This is a genomic window from Plesiomonas sp. (assembly GCF_051652165.1).
Classification (GTDB): Bacteria; Pseudomonadota; Gammaproteobacteria; order Enterobacterales; family CAMTGL01; genus Plesiomonas.
Window position 1 is genome coordinate 19,766 of sequence record NZ_JBOFTR010000015.1, and the last position, 21,604, is coordinate 41,369.

General features: G+C 46.0%; 17 protein-coding genes and 2 tRNA genes. 2 read left to right on the forward strand and 17 right to left on the reverse strand.

Annotated features, from left to right (window positions below; genetic code table 11):
• Nucleotides 1–14 precede the first annotated feature (14 nt).
• From nusA to rlmE, 9 genes are all read right to left on the reverse strand, one after another.
• Nucleotides 15–1,508 carry a transcription termination factor NusA gene (gene nusA, locus ACRC53_RS08575; protein ID WP_438643045.1) on the reverse strand — a complete coding sequence of 498 codons (1,494 nt, stop codon included), beginning with the start codon at nucleotides 1,506–1,508 and terminating at the stop codon, nucleotides 15–17.
• 21 nt (nucleotides 1,509–1,529) lie between these two features.
• A complete protein-coding gene (gene rimP, locus ACRC53_RS08580; RefSeq protein WP_438643046.1) occupies nucleotides 1,530–1,985 on the reverse strand; it encodes a ribosome maturation factor RimP in 456 nt (151 codons plus the stop codon).
• Nucleotides 1,986–2,179: 194 nt separating this feature from the next.
• Nucleotides 2,180–2,255 (reverse strand) — tRNA-Met (locus ACRC53_RS08585).
• A 65-nt stretch (nucleotides 2,256–2,320) separates the two neighbouring features.
• Nucleotides 2,321–2,409, reverse strand: a tRNA-Leu gene (locus ACRC53_RS08590).
• Nucleotides 2,410–2,432: 23 nt separating this feature from the next.
• Nucleotides 2,433–2,768, reverse strand: a complete 336-nt coding sequence (secG, locus tag ACRC53_RS08595) for a preprotein translocase subunit SecG (protein WP_438643047.1) — start codon at nucleotides 2,766–2,768, stop codon at nucleotides 2,433–2,435.
• 326 nt (nucleotides 2,769–3,094) lie between these two features.
• Entirely contained in the window at nucleotides 3,095–4,432 is a 1,338-nt protein-coding gene (glmM, locus tag ACRC53_RS08600) for a phosphoglucosamine mutase (RefSeq protein WP_438643048.1), read from the reverse strand.
• A gap of 12 nt (nucleotides 4,433–4,444) precedes the next feature.
• The gene (gene folP, locus ACRC53_RS08605; protein ID WP_438643049.1) at nucleotides 4,445–5,275 is read right to left on the reverse strand and encodes a dihydropteroate synthase; all 831 of its coding nucleotides are present in this window, start codon (nucleotides 5,273–5,275) and stop codon (nucleotides 4,445–4,447) included.
• 144 nt (nucleotides 5,276–5,419) lie between these two features.
• On the reverse strand, nucleotides 5,420–7,423 hold the full coding sequence (gene ftsH, locus ACRC53_RS08610; protein ID WP_438643050.1) for an ATP-dependent zinc metalloprotease FtsH: 2,004 nt from the start codon (nucleotides 7,421–7,423) through the stop codon (nucleotides 5,420–5,422).
• 46 nt (nucleotides 7,424–7,469) lie between these two features.
• On the reverse strand, nucleotides 7,470–8,099 hold the full coding sequence (rlmE, locus tag ACRC53_RS08615; protein WP_438623557.1) for a 23S rRNA (uridine(2552)-2'-O)-methyltransferase RlmE: 630 nt from the start codon (nucleotides 8,097–8,099) through the stop codon (nucleotides 7,470–7,472).
• Nucleotides 8,100–8,210: 111 nt separating this feature from the next.
• Between rlmE and yhbY the strand changes: the two genes are divergently transcribed.
• The gene (gene yhbY, locus ACRC53_RS08620) at nucleotides 8,211–8,504 is read left to right on the forward strand and encodes a ribosome assembly RNA-binding protein YhbY (protein WP_438643051.1); all 294 of its coding nucleotides are present in this window, start codon (nucleotides 8,211–8,213) and stop codon (nucleotides 8,502–8,504) included.
• Between the two features lie 85 nt (nucleotides 8,505–8,589).
• On the opposite strand, the gene greA is transcribed toward yhbY, so the two are convergent.
• Nucleotides 8,590–9,066, reverse strand: a complete 477-nt coding sequence (gene greA, locus ACRC53_RS08625) for a transcription elongation factor GreA (RefSeq protein ID WP_438643052.1) — start codon at nucleotides 9,064–9,066, stop codon at nucleotides 8,590–8,592.
• Between the two features lie 202 nt (nucleotides 9,067–9,268).
• Between greA and dacB the strand changes: the two genes are divergently transcribed.
• Nucleotides 9,269–10,699 carry a serine-type D-Ala-D-Ala carboxypeptidase gene (gene dacB, locus ACRC53_RS08630; RefSeq protein ID WP_438643053.1) on the forward strand — a complete coding sequence of 477 codons (1,431 nt, stop codon included), beginning with the start codon at nucleotides 9,269–9,271 and terminating at the stop codon, nucleotides 10,697–10,699.
• 192 nt (nucleotides 10,700–10,891) lie between these two features.
• On the opposite strand, the gene carB is transcribed toward dacB, so the two are convergent.
• The 7 genes from carB to ileS all read right to left on the reverse strand — a co-directional run bounded on the left by carB (nucleotide 10,892) and on the right by ileS (nucleotide 21,577).
• Nucleotides 10,892–14,113 (reverse strand): carbamoyl-phosphate synthase large subunit, encoded by a 3,222-nt coding sequence (gene carB, locus ACRC53_RS08635; RefSeq protein ID WP_438643054.1) that lies wholly within the window; start codon nucleotides 14,111–14,113, stop codon nucleotides 10,892–10,894.
• A 31-nt stretch (nucleotides 14,114–14,144) separates the two neighbouring features.
• The gene (gene carA / locus ACRC53_RS08640; protein WP_438643055.1) at nucleotides 14,145–15,305 is read right to left on the reverse strand and encodes a glutamine-hydrolyzing carbamoyl-phosphate synthase small subunit; all 1,161 of its coding nucleotides are present in this window, start codon (nucleotides 15,303–15,305) and stop codon (nucleotides 14,145–14,147) included.
• 430 nt (nucleotides 15,306–15,735) lie between these two features.
• Entirely contained in the window at nucleotides 15,736–16,545 is an 810-nt protein-coding gene (gene dapB / locus ACRC53_RS08645; RefSeq protein ID WP_438643056.1) for a 4-hydroxy-tetrahydrodipicolinate reductase, read from the reverse strand.
• Between the two features lie 145 nt (nucleotides 16,546–16,690).
• Entirely contained in the window at nucleotides 16,691–17,635 is a 945-nt protein-coding gene (ispH, locus tag ACRC53_RS08650) for a 4-hydroxy-3-methylbut-2-enyl diphosphate reductase (RefSeq protein ID WP_438643057.1), read from the reverse strand.
• A gap of 11 nt (nucleotides 17,636–17,646) precedes the next feature.
• Nucleotides 17,647–18,093: an FKBP-type peptidyl-prolyl cis-trans isomerase gene (gene fkpB, locus ACRC53_RS08655; protein WP_438643220.1), complete on the reverse strand. Its 447-nt coding sequence runs from the start codon at nucleotides 18,091–18,093 to the stop codon at nucleotides 17,647–17,649.
• Nucleotides 18,094–18,260: 167 nt separating this feature from the next.
• On the reverse strand, nucleotides 18,261–18,767 hold the full coding sequence (gene lspA, locus ACRC53_RS08660; protein WP_438643058.1) for a signal peptidase II: 507 nt from the start codon (nucleotides 18,765–18,767) through the stop codon (nucleotides 18,261–18,263).
• A complete protein-coding gene (ileS, locus tag ACRC53_RS08665) occupies nucleotides 18,767–21,577 on the reverse strand; it encodes an isoleucine--tRNA ligase (protein WP_438643059.1) in 2,811 nt (936 codons plus the stop codon). Before ileS ends, lspA begins: the two co-directional genes overlap by 1 nt.
• Between the last annotated feature and the right edge of the window lie 27 nt (nucleotides 21,578–21,604).

A 21,604-nucleotide genomic window follows, 5' to 3' on the forward strand; every position in this document is an offset into this window, starting at 1 on the left:
CTGCTGCGGTTTAATTAGGCTTCGTTGCCAAACCAACAAATATTACGTGCGGCCATAATCAGCTCGCCCGCTTTGTTCCCATCAAGCCCTTCAATATCGGCTAAATCGTCAATACCTTGCTCGGCAAGATCCTCAAGATTAATGATCTTACGTGCCGCCAGCTTATAAGCAAGTTGGCGCTCTAATCCTGGTAGGTTTAACAAATCTTCAGCAGGCTCTGCGCCATCTAAAGATTCCTCTTTTGCCAATGCCAAAGTTGTCAGTGCTGCTTTTGCGCGCGAACGTAATGCATCAACGGTCTCTTCATCTAAACCATCAACACTTAATAGCTCATTAACAGGGACGTAAGCGAGCTGCTCTAGTGAAGAGAAACCTTCTTCAACTAATACTTGAGCAAAGTCTTCATCAATATCTAGGTGCTTAGTAAACAGATCAATAGCTTCTGATGCTTCAGCTTGATGTTTAGCCGTTAAATCAGCCACTGTCATGACATTCAGTGTCCAACCGGTCAGCTGAGAGGCTAAACGTACATTTTGACCGTTACGGCCGATAGCTTGTGCTAAATTTGAAGCTTCAACAGCGATATCCATACTGTGAGAATCTTCATCCATCACGATAGATGCAACATCAGCCGGTGCCATTGCATTGATAACAAACTGTGCCGGATTATCATCCCACAACACGATATCAACACGTTCGCCACCTAATTCCCCGGAAACCGCTTGTACACGTGCACCACGCATACCTACACATGCACCTACAGGGTCAATCCGCTTATCATTACTTTTTACCGCAATTTTAGCCCGTGAGCCAGGATCACGAGCAGCTGCTTTAATTTCAATCAGCTCTTCGCCAATTTCAGGCACTTCAATGCGGAACAGTTCAACGAGCATTTCAGATTTAGCACGTGTAACAAATAACTGAGCACCACGAGCTTCAGGACGCACAGCGTACAGTACACCACGAATGCGGTCACCTGGACGGAAGTTTTCACGTGGCAACATATCTTCACGAGCCAGCATTGCTTCAGCATTGTTACCTAAATCGAGAATAATGCTGTCACGGTTTACCTTTTTTGCAACACCGGTGATAATTTCACCTTCTTGCTCACGGAACTGGTCAACAACCATTGCGCGTTCAGCTTCACGTACTTTTTGTACGATCACTTGTTTGGCCGTTTGTGTTGTGATGCGGTCAAAGGTTACTGACTCAATATCATCTTCAACATAATCACCCAGTTGCAGATCGGGGTTCTCTTCGAGTAGACGAGAGGCTTCTAGTTCCATTTCGCGGGTTGGTTGCGTGACTTCCTCAACAACCATCCAACGGCGAAACGTATCAAAATCCCCTGTGCGGCGATCAATACTTACCCGAACTTCAACGTCATATTCATATTTTTTCTTGGTTGCTGTGGCAAGCGCAATTTCCAGTGCTTCGAAGATCTTCTCACGTGGAAGAGCTTTCTCGTTGGAAACGGCTTCAACTACCGCCAGAATCTCTTTGTTCATCTCAGATGCCTCATCCAGATTTTAAAACTTTGGTACCAGGTTCGCTTTCTGGATGTTGCTCAGTGCGAACACTTCATTTTTACCGTCAACCAAAATGGTGATCATTTCGCCTTCTGCGCCAACAATCGAGCCCTTCCAATTACGACGATTCTGCATTGCCATACGTAATGTTAACGTTACATTATGACCAATAAAACGTGCATAGTGTGCAGCAGTAAACAGTGGGCGATCTAATCCAGGAGAAGAAACCTCAAGGTTATACGCAACAGAGATAGGATCTTCAACATCCAGTACTGCACTAACCTGATGGCTCACTTCAGCGCAATTTTCAACATAGATACCATTTTCATGGTCAATATAGATACGAAGAGTGGAGTGTTGGCCAGCACGAATAAATTCGACACCGACTAACTCATAGCCTAGAGCTTGTACGGGTGCTTCTAGCATCTGGGTTAATTGCTGTTCTAACGTTGCCAAGATAACCCCCAAGAAATAAAAAAAGGGCCTAAAAGCCCAGTCACATCGTCTAAGACGCCGTATGCAGATAACAAAAAACCCCGAAAATCGGGGTTTTTAGCAACTGGACCCTGATTGTCGCAATTGCGACGTGAGAAGAAACAATATTCCTCTCTTCTCTGATTAAGTATAGGAGATAACTTAGTATCAGAGAATGGTTGCGGGGGCCGGACTTGAACCGACGACCTTCGGGTTATGAGCCCGACGAGCTACCAACTGCTCCACCCCGCGTCCGAAACGTGCAATATACTATCTTGCGACCATCTTTTTTTCAAGATTTATCAGGTCTACAAACTTGGTGCCGAGGGCGGGACTTGAACCCGCACACCACTAAATGGGCACTACCACCTCAAGGTAGCGTGTCTACCAATTCCACCACCACGGCAAATTCTTTACAGCTTTATATAGTTATTTTGTTGGGATATCGCTATTTTTATCCGCAACCTTAACTTCAGCAGCCTTTTGTTGTGCTGCTGGCTGACTCAAGTTTTCCCACTCACTACCTGGTTTAGTTTGATTATGTGTAATATTACCTAACACCAAACTGATCAGGAAAAATAGTGTAGCAAGAATTGCTGTTGTCCGAGTCATGAAGTTGCCTGAGCCACCTGATCCGAATACAGTGTTTGATGCACCTGCACCGAATGAAGCGCCCATGTCTGCGCCTTTGCCCTGCTGGATTAACACCAAGCCGATTAGCCCTAGCGCGACTAACAAATATACTACGAGTAAAATTTCGTACATGGCCTAATCCGTTTGTTAACACTTTGCAGTTTGCTTGATAGTAATACTCTCTTATTCCTATCAGCGCGACACGATGCTCTCAAATCTAGGAGCGAGACGAATACTAGCGAAAGTGCCTTATACACGCAAGGTAATTTTTTGTTTTCTCTATTAATTGCTGAAAAATACAGCACACTGCGAGTAAGGTTTACCATAAGCAAAAAAGCGGCATAAGAGCCGCTTGATTTTATAAAGCACATTATTCAGAACACTAACATCTCTTAGTTTTAAGAAATAAAAAGCGATACTGTATTGCTATTGATTGCACATTATTGCTGCGATGTTATCTAACCTTGCGCTTTAACTACTGCTGCAATATCAAGAGCATACTGGCGTACGTTATCAAGATTCTCACCTTCAACCATCACTCGGATTAAAGGTTCAGTACCTGATTTACGCAATAACACTCGTCCGCGCCCTTGCATTTTAGCTTCTACTGCAACAACGGCTGCCTTTACTGTATCAGCGTCTAACGGATTGCTCTCTCCTGCAAAACGCACATTTTCGAGAACTTGTGGGAACAGCGTCATACCACTACTCAAATCATTGAGACTCATTTTATTACCTACCATGGCAGCAAGAACCTGCAAACCCGCCACGATACCGTCACCTGTGGTTGTCATATCCAGAGCAATCACATGGCCTGAGTTTTCTGCACCTAAACGCCAGCCTTTTTCAAGCATCATTTCAAGCACGTAGCGATCACCGACCTTTGCCCGAGCAAACGGAATCCCTAATTGTTTCAGAGCAATTTCGAGCCCCATATTGCTCATCAGTGTGCCAACAGCCCCCCCTTTTAGCTTACCACTACGTAGTGCCTCACGGGCCATAATATAGAGAATTTGGTCACCATCAATCAGGTTTCCAAGGTGATCAATCATCATGATACGATCGCCATCACCGTCTAATGCAATTCCTACATCTGCCTTTTCAGCCAAAACCCGCTTTTTCAATGCCTGTGTGTCTGTTGCACCGCATTTTTCATTAATATTCATACCATCAGGCTCACAACCAATGGTAATAACCTCAGCGCCTAATTCACGCAATACATTTGGGGCGATGTGATACGTTGCACCATTAGCGCAATCGACCACAATTTTTAGATGGCTTAAGCTCAGTTCATTTGGGAAGCAGCTTTTACAAAATTCGATATAGCGGCCTGCAGCATCAGTAATACGGCTTGCACGCCCTAACTCTGCTGATGTTACGCAGGTCAGTGGTTTTTCCATTTCAGCTTCAATAGCTTCTTCAACATCATCGGGCAGTTTTGTGCCATCAATAGAGAAAAATTTAATACCGTTATCATCATACGGATTATGAGAAGCGGAGATCACAATACCGGCTTCAGCACGAAACGTGCGGGTGAGATAGGCTACTGCCGGGGTTGGCATTGGGCCGGTGAAAGCAGCAGAAAGGCCTGCTGCTGCTAGACCTGCCTCAAGTGCAGATTCAAGCATATAACCTGAGATTCGCGTATCTTTACCAATTAAGACCTTACGTGAACCATGACGCGCAAGAACTTTACCTGCTGCCCAGCCGAGTTTCAGTACAAAGTCGGGGGTGATCGGTGCTTGCCCTACAGTGCCGCGGATCCCGTCTGTGCCAAAATATTTACGCTTACTCATGGATACGATTCCTTAATTTGTCTTTAGTGCAGCTTGCATAACATGTAGCACATCGGCAGTTTCCTGCACGTCGTGTACACGAATGATCTGAGCGCCTTTTTGTGCCGCCAACAGGGCACACGCCAGACTTCCAGCCAAACGTTCTTCTAGTTTATTGTTGAGTAGTTTACCAATCATTGACTTCCTCGACATCCCCACAAGTAACGGATAGTGCAGTACATGCAGTTTTTCGAGCTGATTCAACAATTGATAGTTGTGTTCAAGCGTTTTTCCAAAGCCAAAACCAGGATCGAGCAAAATATTTTCACGCAAAATGCCCGCAGCAAGGCATGCTTCTGCGCGCTGCTGCAAAAAGGTACTGACTTCACTGATCACATCTTGGTACTGCGGCTGCTGCTGCATGGTATCGGGAGTGCCTTGCATGTGCATCAAGCAAACTGGCACTTGCTCTGCAGCGGCAACAGCTAGTGCACCTTCACTTTGTAGGGCGTTGATATCGTTTATCAGATGTGCACCTGCTCGGCAGGCTTCACGCATAACCACCGGTTTGTAGGTATCAATCGAGATCCAGACATCAAGCTCACGGCTTAACGCTTCAATAACCGGAATAACACGATCCAGCTCTTGTGCCTCACTGACGATATCTGCCCCCGGACGCGTTGACTCGCCCCCGATATCAATAATAGCAGCCCCCGCACGTTGCATAGCACGTGCATGGGCTATCGCATGAGTTTGCTGGTTAAATTGGCCACCGTCAGAGAATGAGTCGGGGGTGACATTAAGAATGCCCATGATTTGTGGCCGAGTCAGATCAAGGGTTCGGTTTTTACTGCGTAAAATCATCTGTGTTTGCACCTTTAAATAACCGCCACATTCATCCATCGGTTAAGTCTGTCGTGGCTATCACACCATCACGTAACGATATAGCGACATAAGATATAAATAGAAAAACCCCGAGCAAGCTCGGGGTTTTATTGATAATGCGCGTTAAACCGACGGTTTATCGTCTGATTTATTTTCGGGCTTATCGTTTTCTACAGCAGGTGCAACCTCAGCGGTTGGCTGCGTATGCGTTTCTGCTACCGGTACATCAGAAGATGTGACCGATGACACGCTTGGCTCTGCTACAACAGGTTCTGCTGCTGACGCTGTCTGTGGATGATCACTCCAGCCTGCTGGCGGGCGAACATCGGTCTTACGCTCCATCAGATCATTAATCTGCGGGGCATCAATGGTTTCATACTTCATCAGCGTGTCTTTCATGCTGTGTAGGATGTCCATATTTTCAGACAGAATCTTGCGCGTACGCTGATAGTTGCGGTCAATAATGGCACGCACTTCAACATCAATAGCACGGGCTGTTTCATCAGACATGTGCTTGGCTTTTGCCATTGAGCGGCCTAAGAACACTTCGCCATCTTCTTCTGCGTACAACAGCGGGCCGAGTTTCTCAGAGAAACCCCACTGGGTCACCATTTTACGGGCTATGTCGGTAGCGCGTTCAATATCATTAGACGCACCGGTAGACACTTTATCTGCACCGTAAATCAGCTCTTCAGCAACACGACCACCGTAAAGGCTAGAGATCATGCTTTCAAGATACTGACGGCTATGGCTCACCCGGTCCTGCTCAGGCAGGTACATAGTGACACCCAGTGCACGACCACGTGGAATGATGCTGACTTTATAGACAGGATCATGATCCGGCACGGTACGGCCAACAATGGCATGACCAGCTTCGTGGAAGGCAGTGGCTTCTTTCTGATCTTCAGTCATCACCATAGATCGGCGCTCTGCACCCATCATGATTTTGTCTTTCGCTTTTTCAAACTCGACCATCGAAACGACACGCTGATTACCACGTGCAGCAAACAGTGCTGCTTCGTTGACTAAATTAGCTAAGTCAGCACCGGAGAAGCCTGGTGTACCACGAGCAATCAGAGAGGCATTTACATCACTTCCCAAAGGAACACGACGCATATGAACTTTCAGAATTTGTTCACGGCCACGCACATCTGGCAAGCCAACCACAACCTGACGGTCGAAACGGCCCGGACGCAATAGTGCAGGGTCAAGAACATCAGGACGGTTAGTTGCTGCAATAACGATGATTCCTTCGTTACCTTCAAAACCATCCATTTCAACCAGCATTTGGTTCAGTGTTTGCTCACGCTCATCGTGGCCACCCCCTAAACCTGCACCACGCTGACGGCCTACTGCATCAATTTCATCGATAAAGATGATACATGGTGCCGCTTTTTTGGCTTGTTCAAACATGTCACGGACACGGGATGCACCCACACCGACAAACATTTCAACAAAGTCAGAACCAGAAATAGTAAAGAACGGAACTTTAGCTTCACCTGCAATGGCTTTTGCCAGCAAAGTTTTACCGGTACCCGGTGGGCCAACCATCAGCACACCTTTTGGGATCTTACCACCGAGTTTTTGGAAACGGCTTGGATCACGCAGGTACTCAACCAGTTCTGTTACTTCTTCTTTTGCTTCATCGCAACCGGCGACATCAGCAAACGTCGTTTTAACCTGATCTTCGGTCAGCATACGCGCACGGCTTTTACCAAAGGACATTGCACCTTTGCCGCCACCGCCTTGCATTTGGCGCATGAAGAAAATCCATACCCCGATCAGCAATAACATTGGGAACCACGAGATGAAGATAGAAGCCAGCAGGCTTGGCTCTTCAGGCGGCTCACCGTAAACTTTAATTTTTTTGTTAATCAGATCATCAAGCAGTTTAGGATCATTAAGTGGCATATATGTCACTGAACGAACACCATCGCTTTTGGTGAACTGAATTTCACGACCATCAATACGAACTTCGCGGATCTGGTTTTGGCCGACATCATTGACAAACGCGGTGTAATCCACCTGACGGTCATTGGATTTGCTCGGTCCAAAACTCTGAAACACCGACATAAGCACGACGGCAATGACGAGCCAAAGAATTAGATTTTTCGCCATATCACTCAAGGGATTAACCTCGCTTTACAACTGATTGTGAACTTTAGCTAGAGTACTACAGTTTGTACCCTGTAGCCACAATGTAAACTTCACGCGATCGTGCGCGCGAAGAGTCTGGCTTACGAATTTTTACAGTCGTAAACATTTTCCGTATTTCGTTGAGGTAATCGTCAAACCCATCTCCCTGAAAAACCTTGACCACAAAAGCACCTTTGGCAGCAAGTACCTGACGGCACATATCTAAAGCAAGCTCAACTAAATACATTGCTCGCGGCTGGTCGACTGACGAGTTACCACTCATGTTAGGTGCCATATCTGACATCACAACATCTACCATGTCATTCCCAACACGTTCAAGCAGTGCATTTAGTACGGCTTCTTCGCGAAAATCACCTTGCAAGAAATCAACCCCGACCATTGGATCCATCGGCAAAATATCGCAAGCAATAACGTGACCTTGATCACCTATTTTATCCACGACATATTGTGACCATCCACCAGGTGCTGCGCCAAGATCAACAATTGTCATGCCAGGCTTGAACAATTTGTCTGATTGCTGAATCTCTTCCAGTTTAAAATAAGCACGCGAACGTAGCCCCATTTTTTGAGCTTCTTGTACATACTTATCGTGAAAGTGTTCATCTAACCAGCGTGATGAACTGCCTGTGCGTTTTTTCTTAACCATATTTTATCCGATACGTAAACAAACTATGCGGAATTGTCTCTCATGCTTGGTGATAAACACTAGATGGCGGTAGAATGCCGCGTTTTCAACCTTTAGAGTGAAAAAAGCACCATGACTCTCTCCAACAAACAAAAGCAGCACCTAAAAGGTCTTGCTCACTCACTTAAGCCTGTGGTATTGCTTGGTAATAATGGCCTAACTGAGGGTGTGCTTGCTGAAATTGATAGTGCACTTAATCATCATGAACTGATTAAAGTGAAGGTTTCTGCTGAAGAGCGTGAAACCAAAGCACTGATCGTTGATGCTATTGTACGTGAAACTAACGCGCACAAAGTTCAGGTAATCGGTAACATTCTTGTGCTATATCGCCCAAGCGAAGATCGTAAAATCGCTCTGCCTCGCTAAGTATTAGCAAAAAATGAACGATTAACATCTATCAAAGGCCGCTTATGCGGCCTTTTTATTACAATATGTGTATTAATATCGTGTATTAAAGATATTTCACATCTAAGATTTCAAATTCAACTTCGCCACCTGGTGTACGAATGACGACAACATCATCTTGTTCTTTACCAATCAGGCCACGAGCAATCGGTGAGTTAACTGAAATCAGATTTTGTTTAAAATCAGCTTCATCATCCCCAACAATACGGTAATTTTGCTCTTCATCAGTTTCAATATTGAGTACCGTTACTGTTGCACCAAAAATCACACGGCCATTATTTGGCATTTTGGTAATATCAATAATTTGAGCATTTGACAGCTTTGCTTCAATTTCTTGAATCCGCCCTTCACAAAAACCTTGCTGTTCACGTGCAGCATGGTATTCAGCATTTTCTTTCAGATCACCGTGCTCACGCGCTTCTGCAATGGCATCAATGATCTCTGGGCGACGTACATTTTTTAGAAAATCAAGCTCTTCGCGTAGTTTCTCAGCACCGCGCACTGTCATTGGGATCTGGTTCATAAAGCGTATTACCCCTTGCAAACAAACTGTTCTTATCAAGCCAGTAAAAACAAAAAAGCAGCCTAGCTCATCCTATTGGATGAATCTAACGCTGATAAAGTCATATTTCTATTCTAACGTGGAGTTAAGCATGGGTCATCGTTTACTTTTTCCCTACTTTGCTCATAGTATGTGAATACATCCCCTTAATTTGTATTCTGTTATGCGTTTTTTTATCACTGCTGCGCTTACCGCGTGTATTTTTTCTGTGCCCACTTATGCCAGTGTTATACCGATTAATGATTACGAGCAAGCGTTACCCCCAGGTGCTCAAGCTACTGTATTGGTACAATCTACAACCAGTAATCAGCCTCTGTTGGCATATCAACCTGATAAAATGGTGTTACCTGCCAGCACCCAAAAAGTGTTTACTGCATTAGCCGCACTGTTAGAGCTTGGGCCTGATTTTCATTTTAATACAACAATTGGTACATCAGCGCCTGTTCAAGACGGTGTAGTAAAAGGCGACTTGATCGTTAAATTTACCGGCGATCCGCGTTTAACCCGTGATCAAGTTCGCAATTTAGCATTACAGCTATCAAAACAAAATATTCATTCTGTCAGCGGTAATTTAGTAGTAGATACTTCGGTATTTGGTAGCCATGATAAGGCACCTGGCTGGTCATGGAACGATTTAACGCAATGTTTTAATGCTCTTCCTGCTGCCGCATCTATCGATGGAAACTGTTTTTATGCCGCACTTAATAGTGCACCGACATTAGGTGATTTAGCTACAGTATCTGTTGCATCACGCTATCCGGTAACGGTTGAAAGTGAAGTAAGAACAGTTAGCCGCAAAATGCCTGAAGCCCGCTTTTGCGAGTTAGATGTTGAGCCTAAAGATAATAATCGTTATGTGTTAACTGGTTGCTTAGTGCAGCAAAAAGATCCCTTAGGTCTAAGTTTCTCTGTGCAAGATCCAGCAAATTATGCTGCAGGTATTGTGCGCCAAGAGTTAACTCGTGCAGGTGTTACTGTCAGTGGTCAAAATAAAATTAGCCGTATACCTGTAACAATGGACAATATTTTGGCTGAAAACACCTCAAAACCCGTATCTGCACTACTAAAAATAATGTTAAAAGAGTCTGATAATCAGATTGCTGATGTGATGTTTCGTACTATTGGGCAACATTACTATAATGTTCCTGGCACGTTTCGTTCTGGTTCAAGTGCTGTGCGTGCTATTTTGTCTAGCAAAGCGGGTGTACGTTTTGGTAATACCATGATGGCCGATGGCTCAGGTTTGTCTCGGCATAATCTAGTTTCAGCACAAACAATGATGGATGCACTCCAGTATATTGCTCGCCATGATGCAGAGTTAGGCATGATTGCAATGTTACCTATCTCAGGCACTGATGGTACATTGCGTTACCGTGCCAGTGTACGTGATGCACCACTTAAAGGTATTGTACACGCAAAAACAGGGGCACTACAGGGCGTGTATAATCTGGCAGGATTTATGCGTAATGCGCGTGGTGAGCAAATCGCCTTTGTGCAGTTTGTCTCAGGATATTCAGCAAAAGATCACCGCACTCGTCGCGTTGGTTTACACAAATTTGAATCACAACTCTATACCGCTATTTATAATAATTAATTCTATGCTATACAGATATACTGCTCTTTTGCTCATTTTACATACAAAATACAGAGCGTAAAATTGTAAATAAACATTGTTGTTAGTTTTTGTATATCACACAATCAGTCATAGCATTATGTATGCATAAAAAAAGCCGCATCAGATGATGCGGCTTTTATAAAAAACAAGGCATTAGCAACAGCTATATATTTAGTTGCCTATTTTTCGGTGCATCTCTTGAACCGAAATAACATTGGCAGCCGGATCAGCGGCCATTGCCATTGCGGTGGCAAATGCACCATTCAATGTAGTGTCGTAATGCACTTTATATTGCAGTGCACTGCGGCGCAGAAGTTTTGAATCTTCTATCGCCTGACGACCCTCAGCGGTGTTAATAATGTAGGTATATTCACCGTTTTTGATACGGTCTTGAATATGCGGACGACCTTCGTGCACTTTATTCACCAAGCGTGGGTTTATTCCTGCTTCGCCCAACACCACTGCTGTGCCGTGCGTCGCATCGAGCTCAAAACCGAGCTTGAGCAGTTTTGCTGCTAAATCAATCACCCGTTGTTTATCACCATGGCGCACAGAAAGCAGAGCTCGCCCTTGACGAGGTACTTTATAGTTTCCACCAAGCAACCCTTTTGAAAAGGCTTCGGCAAAGGTATTACCTACACCCATGACTTCGCCAGTAGAACGCATTTCTGGCCCTAACAGCGGGTCAACACCTGGGAATTTATTAAACGGTAAGACAACCTCTTTTACCGAGTAATACGGTGGAATAATCTCTTTCACTGCACCCTGCTGCGCCAATGTTTTCCCCACCATGACCCGAGCGGCGATTTTCGCCAGCGGCACGCCAATGGCTTTTGAGACAAACGGTACGGTTCGCGCGGCGCGTGGGTTCACTTCAATTAAATAAACATCGTTATCTTTAATTGCAAATTGTGCGTTCATCAGGCCACGCACACACAGCTCAAAGGCCAATTTTTCAATTTGCTGGCGAATCACATCTTGAATCTCTTGGCTCAAGGTGTAGGCTGGCAACGAGCATGCTGAGTCACCGGAGTGAACACCGGCCTGTTCGATATGCTCCATAATGCCGCCAATCAGTACACGCTCGCCATCACAGATAGCATCTACATCCACTTCGATAGCATTATCAAGGAAGCGATCGAGCAGTACCGGGGCATCGTTCGATACGCTGACGGCTGTTGTAAAGTAACGGCGTAAATCAATCTCATCCGACACAATTTCCATTGCGCGGCCGCCCAGCACATACGAAGGACGCACCACCAGCGGATAACCAATCTCTTTGGCTTTTTCGACGGCTTGCTCAAGGGTTGTGACGGTTGCGTTTTCTGGCTGCTTTAGACCCAAACGCTGCACCGCTTGCTGGAAACGTTCACGATCCTCTGCACGGTCAATCGCATCAGGGCTAGTACCAATGACAGGAACACCGGCCGCTTCAAGCGCACGTGCCAGTTTCAGTGGTGTCTGGCCACCGTACTGCACGATAACCCCTTTAGGCTGCTCAACACGGACAATTTCAAGTACATCTTCCAGTGTTACCGGCTCAAAGTAGAGGCGATCAGAGGTATCATAATCGGTCGATACCGTTTCAGGGTTACAGTTAACCATGATGGTTTCATAACCGTCTTCACGCAATGCCAGTGAAGCATGTACGCAGCAGTAATCAAATTCGATACCCTGACCGATTCGGTTTGGCCCGCCGCCCAGCACCATAATTTTGTCATTGCTGCTTGGGTTGGCCTCGCACTCTTCATCATAGGTAGAGAAAAGATACGCAGTATCAGTAGCAAACTCAGCCGCACAGGTATCAACACGCTTATAAACTGGGAAGATTTCAAAGCGGTAGCGTAACTTACGCAGTTCGGTTTCAGACACACCAATCAGTGTAGCCAAACGCGCATCAGAGAAACCTTTACGTTTTAGTTTTCTGAGTAAATCGGCATCTAAACCGGCAAAGCCAACTTCAGCCACATGCTCTTCTAAACGCACTAACTCTTCAATCTGGACCAAGAACCAGCGATCAATATTGGTCAGGTTGTGTACGCCATCAACCGATAAACCAGCACGGAAAGCATCAGCCAGATACCAGATGCGGTCAGAACCGGCCTCTTTAAGCTCATAGCGAATACGGGTCAGCGCATCAGGTGTATCCAGATCCACTTTCGGATCGAAACCGGTCGCGCCAACTTCCAGACCGCGCAACGCTTTTTGCAGTGACTCTTGCTGGTTACGGCCAATCGCCATCACCTCGCCCACTGACTTCATTTGAGTAGTCAGACGATCATTGGCACCGACAAATTTTTCGAAGTTAAAGCGAGGGATTTTAGTGACAACATAATCAATCGAAGGCTCAAAAGAGGCTGGTGTTCGGCCACCTGTGATGTCGTTCATCAGCTCATCGAGCGTGTAACCTACCGCCAATTTTGCGGCCACTTTTGCTATCGGGAAACCGGTCGCTTTTGATGCCAGCGCAGAAGAGCGCGACACACGCGGGTTCATTTCGATAACGATCATTCGGCCATCTTTCGGGTTTACCGAGAACTGTACGTTTGAACCGCCCGTCTCAACACCGATTTCACGCAGTACCGCCATCGAGGCGTTACGCATGATTTGGTACTCTTTATCAGTCAGTGTTTGTGCCGGTGCAACGGTAATCGAATCTCCGGTGTGAATACCCATCGGGTCAAGGTTTTCAATTGAGCAGACAATGATGCAGTTATCATTTTTATCGCGCACCACCTCCATCTCGTACTCTTTCCAGCCAATCAGAGACTCATCAATCAGCAGTTCATTGGTAGGAGAGAGATCCAGACCCCGAGTACAGATCTCATCGAACTCTTCACGGTTATAGGCAATACCCCCACCGGTTCCACCCATGGTAAATGAAGGGCGGATAATGCACGGAAAGCCCAACTCAGCTTGTACCGCGTATGCCTCTTCCATGGTATGTGCGATACCTGAACGTGCAGTATCTAAGCCTATTTTTTTCATTGCCTGATCAAAGCGGCGGCGATCTTCAGCTTTATCAATGGCATCAGCTGTTGCACCAATCATCTGTACGCCAAATTCAGCCAGTACGCCATGACGTTCTAGATCCAGCGCACAGTTCAGCGCGGTCTGGCCGCCCATGGTCGGTAAAACTGCATCCGGACGCTCTTTTTCAATAATTTTACGTACCACTTGCCACTGCACAGGCTCGATATAGGTCGCATCAGCCATTTCCGGATCAGTCATAATAGTGGCAGGGTTTGAGTTCACCAGAATAACGCGGTAACCCTCTTCGCGCAGAGCTTTACACGCTTGTGCACCAGAGTAGTCAAACTCACAGGCTTGGCCGATGACAATAGGGCCAGCACCCAGAATAAGAATACTTTGAATATCAGTACGTTTTGGCATTGTGTAGCAACTCCTGTCTGTTCTGGCTGCGTTATTTCAGGTTTAGCGTGCGGTTCTGGCGGTACACATTAATGAGATCAATAAAGTGATCAAATAACGGTGCGGCATCATGCGGGCCTGGGCTGGCCTCCGGATGACCTTGGAAACTAAATGCCGGTTTATCCGTGCGATGAATGCCTTGTAGTGAGCCATCAAACAGTGATTTATGGGTAGCACGCAAAGTGGCAGGCAGGCTACTCTCATCCACAGCAAAACCGTGGTTCTGTGCGGTAATCATCACCACATCACGGTCTAAATCTTTAACCGGATGATTACCCCCATGATGGCCAAATTTCATCTTTGTAGTTTTCGCACCCGATGCCAGTGCAAGCAGTTGATGACCTAGGCAGATCCCGAAAACAGGAATATCAGTGTGTAAAATTCGCTCAATCGCTTCAATAGCGTAATCGCACGGGGCAGGATCACCTGGGCCGTTGGAAAGAAACACGCCATCAGGGTTTAGTGCCAGCACATCAGCGGCAGGGGTTTTTGCTGGCACAACAGTCAGGTGGCAGCCGCGATCAACGAGCATGCGTAAAATATTGCGCTTTACACCATAATCGTACGCAACCACGTGCAACGGCAGTTCACCGTCTGATTTTGCTGCCGGTAGACCGCCTGTCAGCGTCCAACTGCTTTGTGTCCAACGGTAGGTTTCTGCAGTGGTGACCTCTTTGGCCAAATCCAGACCACTTAATCCGGCAAAAGCACGGGCTTTTTCTAGCGCAAACTGGGCATCAGGCTCTGCTCCGGCAATGATGCAGCCATTTTGAGCGCCTTTTTCACGCAGAATACGGGTCAGTTTACGGGTATCAATATCGGCGATGCCAACAACGTTGTGGTGTTTGAGATATTCAGAGAGGGTGGCGGTACTGCGGAAATTACTGGCAACTAACGGTAAATCTCGAATCACTAAGCCTTGAGCATGTACATTGGGTGACTCTTCATCTTCAGGGTTGGTGCCTACATTTCCAATATGGGGATAAGTGAGAGTAACAATTTGGCGGGAATAAGAGGGGTCAGTCAGTATTTCTTGATATCCGGTCATCGAGGTATTAAAAACAACTTCCCCAACGGCAGACCCTTCTGCGCCAATGGCGGTACCTGTGAAGACTGTACCGTCTTCGAGAACTAATAGTGCCGTCTTACTCAAAACAACCTCCATGAATATGTAATCTCTTTTGCCGCATCTCAATTCATTCACCACTACGGTTTTATCCTTCGTAGTAACTGTTATGGATTTTTGGCAAATTGCGCAAATTCTATAGATAGAGAGAAACCCTGTCTATAAAAATGATAAAAAAACACATAAAAATGAAGCGAAATAAGACAAAACACATCAGGATCAGCAAAATAATGACAAAAAATCAAAAAACAACCGTTTGCCAGTCAAGATAACATTTATGCCATGAAATAATAGTGCATTAAATATCGCACAAATTTAAATAGGTTTTAAAACATAAAAAATCCGCACAAAACCACAAAAAATAGGCGCTGCGCAGAGATATTTATTAAAAATGCTTATTTTATTAAGTATGCAATACGTAAAATACGCAATGAAGTGCTTAATATTGAGCGACACTCTACAGTGTATGAAGATCTAAAACATCTTTCATATCATACTGCGCAGGTGACTGATTATGCACCCACCGGGCGGCTTTTACTGCACCGTTAGCAAATGTCATGCGGCTAGAGGCTTTGTGGGAGATTTCAACCCGCTCACCAATATCAGCAAACATCACGGTATGATCACCGACAATATCACCAGCACGTACGGTCGAAAAACCGATAGTACCGGCTTCGCGCTCACCGGTAATCCCCTCACGGGCATACACGGCACACTGTTCAAGATCACGGCCCAATGTTTGTGCAATCACTTCGCCCATTGAGAGCGCAGTACCAGAAGGTGCATCTATTTTATGCCGATGATGAGCCTCAATAATCTCAATATCCGTATAATCGCCCATAATAGCAGCCGCTTTTTCTAGCAACTTGAAGACCACATTCACGCCTACACTGAAGTTCGAGGCAAACACAATACCAATTTGCTGGGTAGCATCGGCTATCTCCTGTTTACCTGCGGCATCAAATCCAGTCGTGCCAATAACCATTTTTTTCTGATGCACACGGCAAAAGGCCAAATGCGATAAGGTGGCAGCCGGTACAGTAAAATCAATTAACACATCAAAGTCACTGACAACTGTCGCCAATGAGTCGCTCACTTTCACATCTAATCGACCGATACCAGCCAATTCACCGGCATCTACACCGATCAAACTAGAACCCACACGTTCAATAGCTGCACCAAGTGTTACACCTTGTGCTGATTGTATCGCTTGAATCAGTTGGCGACCCATACGCCCCCCAGCCCCTGCTACAGCAATTTTGATCATGGTTATCCCTTTTAATATTGAGTGTGGCGATACCCATTTTTATGTTTTGGGTATGCAGTAAAACTACTATTACTGATTTGCAAAAAAAGAGGAAGTATTACACTTCCTCTTTTTTATATTTCAGTAGGATAAATACAGTTAATATTCAATCGATCTGCTGTATACGTAGCTCTTTAGGGACTTCAAAAATAATGTTCTCTTCGCGCCCTGGATTCTCGACTACGGCAAGGCCACCAAGTTGTTGCAAACGGTCAATCACCGCTTTAACTAAAATTTCAGGGGCTGAAGCGCCCGCAGTTAAACCCACCGTGTTCACGCCTTGCAACCACTGCTTGTTAATGTCTTCTGCACCATCAATCAAATAAGCTGCTTTGCCTGAACGATTAGCCAACTCAGCTAAACGGGTAGAGTTAGAGGAGTTTTTTGAACCTACCACTAGCACAATATCCGCGCGTGTTGCCAGATCGCGCACCGCTTCTTGACGATTAGTTGTGGCATAGCAGATATCATCTTTACGCGGCCCTTCAATCGTAGGAAAACGCTGGCGTAACGCATCAATGACTTCTGAAGTATCATCAATTGAGAGGGTTGTTTGTGTCATAAAACAGAGTTGCTGGGGATTTTTTACTACCAGCATTGCCACATCTGCAGGTGACTCCACCAGATACATACCGCCTTGAGCATTATTATACTGCCCCATCGTGCCTTCTACTTCGGGATGGCCAGCATGACCAATTAATATTGCTTCCACACCTTTGCGGCTGGCTCGTGCCACTTCCATATGCACTTTGGTAACCAGTGGACAGGTGGCATCAAATACCGTCAGTTCACGTGATTTTGCCTCAGCACGTACCGCTTGTGATACACCATGCGCTGAAAAAATCACAATACAGCCATCAGGAACTTCATGCAGCTCTTCCACAAATACCGCACCACGGTGACGTAGTTGTTCAACCACGTAACGGTTATGTACCACTTCATGCCGCACGTAAATGGGTGCACCGTATAGTTCAAGTGCACGATCAACAATACTGATAGCGCGGTCGACACCGGCACAAAAACCACGGGGGTTGGCTAATAGAATCTGCATGATGTTATCTCTTACTTATTTGCGGGATCTAATGCCATGATCTCAATATCAAAGGTCACAGCTTGCCCTGCCAGTGGGTGGTTAAAATCAATGGTGACTGAATCCCCTGTAATTGCCCGAATAATACCGGGGACCTCTTGGCCACTAGGTTGGGAAAACAGCATAATCATCCCTATTTTAAGTTCAGTCTCTGAAGTAAAGCGGCTACGTTCTACATACTGAATATTATTAGGGTTAGGTAAACCAAATGCTTGCTCTGGCATCAGCGTAAAGCGTTTTTTATCGCCAACCGATAAACCAAGTAATTCATTCTCAAGTGCAGGAGAGAGGCTTTGATCCCCAAAGCAAAATAGAGCAGGTTTATTTTCAACACGGGTTGAATCGGCAGCACTGCCATCACTGAGCAAAAGATCAAAGTGTACGAGAACACGGCTATTTGCCTGAATCTGCGAAGTCAGCATACATATCCTTTTTGTAAGCTTAAAAAACGGCAATCGTGATGTTTATTTAGTATTAACTCATACAAGAAAGGCGCAATAACACTATCAATATGACAGAAAAAATAGGCTGGTCACTGCCAGCCTATTGATTGTAACGCTGTTATGCTATGAATCTAATCTGACTTTTAAGATTTATGCACAGGTGTTTTTTCTGACGGTGCTAAAAAACCGTCTAACACCACCAGCCCAGCACCAAGACAGATAGCAATATCGGCAATGTTAAATGCTGGCCAATGTGATGTTCCGATATAAAAATCGAGGAAATCAATAACATAACCATGTACCAATCGGTCAAACAGATTTCCTAACGCACCACCAATAATCAATGCATACGAGAAATTAGGTAACCGATGAGTTACCGGTGTTTTGTACATCCACACCATTAGCGAAAGCGTAACTAATGAGGCGATCCCTGCAAAAAACCAACGTTGCCAACCACTGTGTTCTGCAAGAAAGCTAAACGCAGCGCCCGGATTATGCACATATGTTAAGTTGAAAAAAGGCAATATTTTAATGGATTCATACAGCGTAAAGCTGTTCATCACCCACAATTTAGTACCAATATCAACTGCAAAAATCAGGGCGGCCAGCCATAACCAGCGCAGCCCTGTAGACAATAGTGGTTTACTCATTAAGCAAACTTACGTGTTTCACCGTTTCCGGCGATATTGGTTACACAACGGCCACACAATGTCGGATGTTCAGCAACAGAACCAATATCAGCAGCATAGTGCCAACAACGTGGACATTTTGCATTTGCTGAACGGATCAATGTAATAGCCAACCCTTTGCTATCAGTTGCCACGGCATCAGCAGGTGCTGAAGTTAACGGTGCAACAACGGCGTTTGACGTTAAGAGAACAAAACGCAGCTCATCATTCAAAGCAAGCAGTTTAGTGCTCAGTGCATCATCGGCATACAGTGTAACTTCTGCTTCCAATGCACCACCAACTTTTTTGTCGTTACGTGCTTGCTCGATCACTTTATTCACGTCTCCGCGAACTTTCAGTAATTCAGCCCAGTAAGCATCGTTCATCTCTTCGCCTTCGGCTAGACCGAACAGCCCTTGATACCACTCTTCCGTGAACACAAATTCAGAACGCTCACCTGGTAAAAAGTTCCAGATCTCATCGGCTGTAAATGACATGATAGGTGCCATCCAGCGAACTAATGCTTCAGCAATGTGATACAGCGCAGTTTGACAGCTACGACGAGCGATACCATCCGTTTTAGCGGTATATTGACGATCTTTGATGATATCGAGATAGAACGAGCCCATCTCAACCGAGCAGAACTGCATGAGACGCTGAACCACCATGTGGAAATCATACGCTTCATACGCTTGCATAATCTCAGCTTGCGCCGCTTGTGCACGGCCAACTGCCCAACGGTCAAGTACGACCATCTCTTCTGGTTGCACGCTGTGCAGCTTAGGATCAAAGCCATTCAGGTTCGCCAGCAGGAAACGGGCTGTATTACGGATACGACGGTACGCATCCGCAGAACGCTTGAGGATCTCATCGGACACGGCCATTTCAGCGGTATAATCTGTAGAGGCTACCCACAGACGCAGAATATCACCACCGAGTTTGTTCATCACATCTTGTGGGCTAACCACGTTGCCGACGGATTTCGACATTTTGCGGCCCTGACCATCCACGGTAAAACCGTGGGTCAGCACTTCGCGGTATGGCGCTGTGCCTTTCATCGCAGTGGAGATCATCAATGATGACATGAACCAGCCACGGTGTTGATCCGATCCTTCCAGATACAGATCCGGTGTATGGCCGTTGAACTCAGGGCGAGCATCAACCACAGACGAGTGTGTTGAACCAGAGTCAAACCAGACATCAAGGGTATCTGGCACTTTGACGTAATCGGCAGCATCTGCACCCAGAATTTCACTTGGGTCAAGATCCCACCACGCCTGAATACCTTTCTCCGCGACGCGCTTGGCAACCTCTTCCATCAGCTCAACAGAGCGTGGATGCAGCACTTCGGTATCTTTGTGTACGAACAGTGCCAAAGGTACACCCCACGTACGCTGACGTGAAATACACCAATCTGGACGGTTGGCCACCATCGTTTCAATGCGCGCCTGACCCCAATCAGGGATCCACTTCACATCTTTAATTTCGCCCAGCGCCTTTTGACGCAGACCCGCTTGTTCCATGCTGATAAACCACTGTGGCGTTGCACGGAAAATGATCGGGGTTTTATGACGCCAGCAGTGTGGATAGCTGTGCAGAAACTTTTCAAAATGCAGTAATGCGCCACGCTCACGCAAAACATCAAGTACGGCATCATTAGCTTTAAAGACTGACTGACCGGCAAACAGCGGCGTTTCTGGCAGATAAGTACCATCAGGCGCAACCGGATTGGCCACTTCCAGATGGTATTTTTGCCCAACAACGAAGTCTTCCTGACCATGCCCAGGGGCAGTATGTACCGCACCAGTACCGGCATCAGTGGTAACGTGCTCACCGAGAATAATCGGCACATCAAAATCATAGAACGGGTGCTTAACGCGCAATAGCTCTAAATCTGCACCGACACAGGTTGCCAGAACAGTGAAGTCAGTGATACCTGCGCGCTGTAGAACACTTTCCGCCAATGCACTGGCCAAAATCAGCCGCTCATCACCCGCTTGAATCAGTTGATATTCAAGATCAGCATTGAGTGCAACAGCGCGGTTAGCGGGTAGTGTCCACGGGGTGGTTGTCCAGATAACCACAGAGATTTTACCGTTACCTGCCTGCGTGCCGAATTTTTCCAGTACCGCAGCCTCATCAACAGCATGAAAACGCACATCAATTGAGGGTGACGTTTTATCGTAATACTCAACTTCCGCTTCTGCCAGTGCCGAACGACACTCTGTACACCAGTGCACTGGCTTCGCACCTTTGTGCAGGTGGCCATTGCCGACAATTTTTGCCATTGAGCGGATGATATTCGCTTCAGTTGCAAAATCCATTGTCAGGTAAGGGTGATCCCAATCGCCCAATACACCTAAACGGATAAAGTCTTTTTTCTGGCCAGCCACTTGCTCAGCAGCATAATCACGGCATGCCTGACGAAACTCAGCGGCTGTCACCTTCTCACCTGGTTTACCAACAAGCTGCTCTACTTTTAGCTCGATGGGTAAGCCGTGGCAATCCCAACCGGGAATATACGGCGAGTCAAAACCTGACAGGCCTTTTGACTTAATTATAATGTCTTTGAGGATCTTGTTTACTGAGTGACCAATGTGAATGTTACCGTTCGCATATGGCGGGCCATCGTGCAGGATGAAGGTTTTCTTACCCTTCTTTGCCTGACGAATTGCGCCATACAGATTGTTGTCATACCAACGCTGTAACATACCAGGTTCGCGTTTAGCTAAATCGCCACGCATCGGAAACCCTGTATCCGGAAGGTTCAAAGGGTATTTATTGTCACTCATTGATTCTCGATTCCGTATTTTCGGCAA